Genomic DNA, 6,535 nt, shown 5'->3' with positions numbered 1-6,535 from the left:
TTGAAAAGCGTTAGCTATACAACTAGTATACTTATACAATATAAAAATAGATATAAGTTGATATGAAATTCTAAGAAATATCGAGTAAATAAGAGAATAATAAACTACAAGGAGAGAGTTGTGGATGAAATTCCCTTTGGGGAATTTCTTAGATTATAAGTACTACAATTTTATGCATAGAATAAGTTAGTTTTCTTAATGTACTTATATTTGATATGAAACCATTACGGGGGGCTAATGAAGGTTGCACCTTCATATAGCTTGGATTAAAACAGTGGTCATAAAAAACAACACTTAAGTATAATAGCTTTATATATTCGCTAAACATATAAATATATCACAATAATTAAGAATTACTAAATGCAAATTGTAATTACTTGTCCGCAGGACTATAATATTTTCCCCACAGGGGAAAATTAACCTAAACTGTGCACTGCCCCAACTGTGCACTGAAATTGTAAATTGTCTGAATTGATTAAATAAAAAAAGAACTATCTATAACACTTTTGTTACGATAGTTCCTTTTTTTACCCTTAAAACGAAATACTCTATACCTTAATCATTTATTAATTTGTAAATCTTATTCACACTGATATTGTACTTTCTAGTAATTTCTCTTATAGTTTTGAATAGTTAAGTGTATTTTTTCTATACAATAACTGCTCGTCCTTCTATAATTATTTTATCTCCTGGTTTTATAAGTTCTGGAATTTCAATTTCATTTATTTCCATCAACTTATCCACAGTTGTACTATATTTCTTAGCTATTTTCCACAATGTGTCTCCACTTTGAACAATATATATAATTATAGATGCTTTTTTAGGTGCTATACCATCGAACATCTCTATTCCTTGTATAAACTCCTTATGAGTACTATACTTCAATAAAACCTTAGCAGAAATTAATGCTTTAATACTTATTGTTCCTGCCTCTATAAATCCTTCTATATTTTCTAGGGAAACAGAATCTAAAGCTTCCATACCAACTCTACAACCCGGAATATCTATTGCTACTGCAAATGGTACTTCTTCATCACAATTGTTAACATAGTTCTTCTCATCTTTAGTTTTATAGATAGCATACACCTTGACTATTCCTTCAAGTACTACTCTATCATCTACTATCTTCTTGTCTGTTACCATAGGCACCCCGGTCATTGATATTACATCTACTGGCACATCATCGACTTCTATATTTTCTTTTACTATAGTCTCATTTTGACCATTACCAAATAATACGCTAATATCCTTGTCTTCCTTATCTAGTTCAATCATAGATCCTGGACAATATGCATCATCAATAACTTCTATTTCATCTTTTCCAACAACTTTACAATTAATATTAACTCCACATTCAATATCTATAATTCTAGATTCGCCTAATTCATCATCCTTTAACATATAATCAAAATTACCAATTTCTATTTCCACCTCATCAGTCATATCGGCAGTGGCATTATTTATAATAATTTCTTCTTCAAAAGGTTCTTCTTTCTCCAAGTAATCTATATCTCTCGAATTTTTACATTTATATATAGCATTATATTTTATTGCACCAGCTACAATAACTTTTCCATCAAATACTTTAACATTTCTTTTGCATACAATACCTTTACAACTTAATATTGTACCTATTTGCGGCATATCCATAGATACTTTTAATGTACAATTATTCTTTAATGTAGCTATACCTACACCACCTAACTTATCTATTGTTAATGGATAATTTAAATATTGCACTCCTTCTAAATTTCCTATACTTTTAACAATATCAACTTGTTCTTTCTTAAAGCATTGTCCTTTTACCTTTAATACTACTTCTACACATACTTTTCTTTCATTAACCATTGTAGACATAATATGTTCTATAAAAGCATCAACCTTTATATCCATCTTACTATCACATTCAATAATGTCTACATAGCATGAAAACTTTGATGTATACTTAGAACTAAACACTTCGCAATTATCTTCTAGTTCAGCCAAGTATAAAACATTGTAACAGATTTCTCCTTCAACATATATTTTATCCTGCATAGCATCTTTGTTATTTATTTTACAACTAGTTTCAACACCAACAATTTCTTTCACATCTGGATTGGTATCTGGAATTATGAAATCTTCTTTTAACATAACACTAGATGTATTTTCTCCAAAGAATTTTTCAAACTCTATATTTTCCTTTAAAAGTTCTACCGACATACTACCCCTCCTATAATTTTCTCGATAAGAACTAATATAGAATAGTAATATTAATTCTTTCTCGATAAAAATTAATATAGAATTCTAATATCAATTACTTCTCTATAAGATTTATATATAAGTTATCACTGAATTATTACTACTGATTAAAATTTATTTTTCTCCTTAAATTTCTACATTTTTCGTTTTATCTCATTTTTTTATTGACTTTAATTTCATTTTTATATATTATAAAAGAGGTTATTAACCATATAACCTCTCATAAATTCTCAATACCCTTTTATACCATTGGAAAGATGGATACCCACCATCTTTCTATTTTTATATATCAAAAAGATAAAAAGAACTGCTAAATAGCAGTTCTTATTATCTTATTCAATGTACTTTAATCTTATTAAGTGCCTATAAATTAGCAAAGCACTAAAAACTTTATTATACTATTATGTAAATAAAATTTGCACAGTCTTTGTTAATACATCTGAATAACTATAAGTCACTTTCCTTTGGGTGTCATCATCTAGTCTCACTATAAATATGCTAGGATAAGTTTGTTCTATAACTCCATTATTTACAGTTATCCTTTTTCTACCTGTATTAGCTCTAAGCGTAACACATTCTCCCACGTGGCTCTCTATATTTCTTTTAATGGAGTCTAGTGTTTTTTTTGCTTCCATCGAAACACCCTCTTTCCACATTCTATATTATATCACCAAAATTATCCATTGTCAAATCCCGACAACTTTTATTAAGTTTTATTCTATGTATCAGGGATATTCCCTGAACTATATATAACTTGACTTTGGAAACCCTTCCCTGTATTTTCCTCTTGTTTGTAACCCTCCTATACCATCTATACCTGTTAATGTATTACCTATTGCTTGCTCTATCTCTACCACGCTAGCTATATTAGTATAGGCTATTCGTTCACATAAAAATACAGGATCAAGACAATGTATGAGGACTCTTTTAGGTGAGCTTGCAAAATTAGCTCCGGCGTCTAATATTGATTCATAGCAAGACTGACAAGCCCCTGCAAAAATGACTAGATCATCATAGTTAGGTTCATACTCTCTTAGATTAGTAACTGATTCAACAAAATACTTCGAATTTCTATAATTTAGCAAATCGCCAAAATCATTATTACTTCTTATCATTCCATCATGTCCCGTTAAAACTACAATATCTGCTTTATATTTTTTTACTAAGTCAACAATAACTTTTGGTTGTTCCTGTTCCGGTATAGCTACCCCTTCCGCTATTAACCCCAATTGTTTATAAGCTTTTAAACACTCATCTAGATATCTAGAATCTCCATCTACGTGTAATATTCTGCCCGGTCTACCGAAAAATAATTCTTTATTTTGAACTTTTTTTTTATCCTTTTTATTAACTTTATTCATTTGAACTACCTTTCCAGTATCTTGAGCTGCTAAATTACTTCCACCCCTCATTTTCATTATTTTCTTTATATTATCTTTTACTTTAGAATCAAAAACCTCTTCCTTTTTACTAAATTCATGTGATGCATATTCTAAATCCTCAATTGAAGAATCTGCAATTATTCTCATATTACATCCTACTAGCATACATATAGTTTTTTCTTCCTTTTCTATAATATCTATAATCTCAAAGGTTAAATCTTTTCCATGAGATTTTCTTACTACCTTATCTCCTATATTCATTTTCTACTCCTATATATCGCTCTTTATATATATTATTCACTAAATGAAAAAAGTGATAATAAATCCTTTTCCTTATCAGATATTTATTATCACTGAATAAACCTATTCTTTATCAATATATATTTTTCTAAATTCCTCTATAAAATTAATAAACTTTTCTCTCTCATTAATAAGATCATTAATTTTTCTATCAAATATCTTTTGTCCCCAATTCACTTCATTATAATAAAATCTATTTGATAATCTCCAAAATCTTTGTGGAAAAACTAAAAAAGCATATAATACTTTATATTCTTCCTCTTCTATTGGTGACACAGAATCATAAGCTTCTATTATAGTTTTTGCATATTCTATATCCCAATCAACTCTTTTTAATACCTTGATTAAAAAGTTTGATATATCATACACTCTAACTTCTCTCTTACAATAATCAAAATCAATTACATGTACATTATCATTGTCATCAACAATTATATTATGGTATGTATAATCGTGATGACAGAAATTTTTATCTTGTTCAGCTTTTTTACATAACTCTAAATAAGCAGAATCACTTAAAATTTCCTTCGCTATAATACCTAGCTTTTTAAATTCTTCATAATTTTTTAAATAGAGCAAATCAAATTCTGTTTTTTGATTTTTCTTTCTACACATATCTCTCATTTTATCTAATGCCTTGGTTCTCTTTTCCATAAGACTTGGCCATCTTCCAATATCAGTTTTTAGTTTAGAATTTTCCGGCGGCTCATAGCCCTTAGATGCTTCATGCAATTTTGCCAATGTTTTAGATGCAGCTATTAAATCATCTATATTAGTAAAGTCACATTCCCTTCCTTCAATCCATTCTGAAAGAGTATATATATCTTCATTAACAACAGCATAAGATGTTCCATCAACATTTAAATCATTTTTATCAACTTGATTAAATCCATTGTTTCTTAAATGTTCTTTTGCTCCATATACAAATAATAACTTTTGTATTCCATAATTCACCTTCTTAAGACACTTATTCCCCCTATCTGTTTTAAGGAAGTATACCCCCTTGTTGGGTTTAATTGATTCAATCTTTATTCCAAATTGTCTCTCTATTTCAAATTCTCTCATCATACCTATCACCTCCACATTTTAATATATGAAGGTAATATGTATTTTAGAATAGTTATTGTCATAAAATAAATTAACACTTTATCATCCTTCTAAATATAATAAATTATAGGAATTATGAAAGGACCTAGCCATGAAAATAGGTTTTGATTGTAGACCCGCTAAGTGGTATAGAGGTACAGGTATAGGTACTTATGCTTACCAATTATTAAACATGTTTAATAATATAGATAAGGTTAATGATTATGTACTATTTGCACCTTCCCCTTGGGATATGAATATAAAGCTTAATAATAACTTTCTTACTGCCACTAGTGAATCTTGTGGTTCAGGAGTATTTTGGGATGAAGTTAACATGCCTAATATAATAAAAGATAAGGATTTAGATATATATCATGTTCCTCAAAATGGTGTTGGACTTTCTAAGGACAAAATATGCAAGTACGTAATTACATTACATGATGTTATTCCATACAGGATGCCTAATACTGCTTCAGATAGATATTTAAAAATTTTTAATGAAGAAATCCCTAAAGTAATCCCTCTTTGTGATGGAATTATTACAGTGTCTAATTTTTCCAAAAGGGACATAATTCGCTCCTTTAATTGTAGTGAAGATAAAGTATATGTCACTCATCTAGCAGCTGAAGATATATATAAACCTTTATCCAAATCAAAAAGTAGCAGTTTAATAAAACATAATTACGGTATAGATGGAGATTTTATCTTATATATTGGTGGATTTTCTCCAAGGAAAAATATAATTGGATTAATCGAATCATTTTCTAAATTACTAACTTTATATAAAAAGAATATATCTTTAGTTATTGCCGGTACTAAAGGCAAATCTTACGATCTTTATCATTCTAGAGCTATTGATTTGAAAATTGAAAATAAGGTTATATTTCCTGGATTTATAGAAATGAGCCATATACCTTATATTTATAATGCTGCAAAATTATTTGTATATCCATCATTTTATGAAGGCTTCGGACTTCCCCCTGTAGAAGCTATGGCTTGTGGAACTCCTGTAGTAACTTCTAATTCTACATCTATTCCTGAAATTGTTGGGGATGCTGCCATATTGATGGATCCTTATGATGTAGATGACTTATGTGAAAAGATGTATCTAGTACTTACAAATAAAGAATTAAAAGATTCCTTAGTATCTAAAGGGCTTTCTCGCTCTTCTAAACTCTCTTGGGAGAAAACAGCGAAACAAACTTTAGATGCATATAGTTCAATCCATGAAAGATAATAAAAAATGAAGGTATCGTGTGGCAAATAAAAGTTTGTTACGATACCTTTTTCAATTCACATTTCAATCAATTCATAGTTCGCAACAAAATGGAATTGTAATTCTCATACGGTGGATTAAAATTTTATTAATAGATATGTTTAGTGAGTATATAAAACCATTATACTTAAGTGTTGTTTTCACTAATCATGAATTCCTAGTTCAAGCTACACGAAGGTACAACCTTCATTAGCCCCTCGTGATAGTTCTATATAAAATACAAATACCTTAAGGAAACTATCTTATTCTA

5 protein-coding genes are annotated in these 6,535 nt (G+C 28.9%); 1 reads left to right on the top strand and 4 read right to left on the bottom strand.

Annotated elements, in window-relative coordinates; genetic code table 11:
- Positions 1-648 precede the first annotated feature (648 nt).
- The 4 genes from KQI30_RS09540 to KQI30_RS09525 form a co-directional block, all read right to left on the bottom strand.
- Positions 649-2,202 (bottom strand): DUF3794 and LysM peptidoglycan-binding domain-containing protein, encoded by a 1,554-nt coding sequence (locus tag KQI30_RS09540; RefSeq protein ID WP_216463074.1) that lies wholly within the window; start codon positions 2,200-2,202, stop codon positions 649-651.
- A gap of 440 nt (positions 2,203-2,642) precedes the next feature.
- Complete coding sequence (locus KQI30_RS09535; RefSeq protein WP_044039267.1) at positions 2,643-2,876, bottom strand: Veg family protein; 234 nt, start codon at positions 2,874-2,876, stop codon at positions 2,643-2,645.
- A gap of 108 nt (positions 2,877-2,984) precedes the next feature.
- Positions 2,985-3,884, bottom strand: coding sequence for a sporulation peptidase YabG (yabG, locus tag KQI30_RS09530; protein ID WP_216463073.1), 900 nt, complete (start codon positions 3,882-3,884; stop codon positions 2,985-2,987).
- Between the two features lie 102 nt (positions 3,885-3,986).
- Positions 3,987-4,991: a CotS family spore coat protein gene (locus KQI30_RS09525; protein ID WP_216463072.1), complete on the bottom strand. Its 1,005-nt coding sequence runs from the start codon at positions 4,989-4,991 to the stop codon at positions 3,987-3,989.
- Positions 4,992-5,121: 130 nt separating this feature from the next.
- On the opposite strand from KQI30_RS09525, the gene KQI30_RS09520 reads away from it, so the two are divergent.
- Positions 5,122-6,246 (top strand): glycosyltransferase family 4 protein, encoded by a 1,125-nt coding sequence (locus KQI30_RS09520; RefSeq protein WP_216463071.1) that lies wholly within the window; start codon positions 5,122-5,124, stop codon positions 6,244-6,246.
- The last annotated feature ends 289 nt before the right edge of the window (positions 6,247-6,535 follow it).

Source organism: Clostridium bornimense (genome assembly GCF_018917145.1).
In the GTDB taxonomy this organism is placed as follows: domain Bacteria; phylum Bacillota; class Clostridia; order Clostridiales; family Clostridiaceae; genus Clostridium_AN; species Clostridium_AN bornimense_A.
Note: the sequence above shows the minus strand (reverse complement) of the source record. Positions and strands in the feature narration are given on the sequence as shown.

Bases quoted from the DNA above. Each gene is read 5' to 3' on its own strand.
- KQI30_RS09540 (WP_216463074.1), bottom strand. From the start codon at position 2,202: ATGTCGGTAGAACTTTTAAAGGAAAATATAGAGTTTGAAAAATTCTTT.
- KQI30_RS09535 (WP_044039267.1), bottom strand. From the start codon at position 2,876: ATGGAAGCAAAAAAAACACTAGACTCCATTAAAAGAAATATAGAGAGC.
- yabG (WP_216463073.1), bottom strand. From the start codon at position 3,884: ATGAATATAGGAGATAAGGTAGTAAGAAAATCTCATGGAAAAGATTTA.
- KQI30_RS09525 (WP_216463072.1), bottom strand. From the start codon at position 4,991: ATGATGAGAGAATTTGAAATAGAGAGACAATTTGGAATAAAGATTGAA.
- KQI30_RS09520 (WP_216463071.1), top strand. From the start codon at position 5,122: ATGAAAATAGGTTTTGATTGTAGACCCGCTAAGTGGTATAGAGGTACA.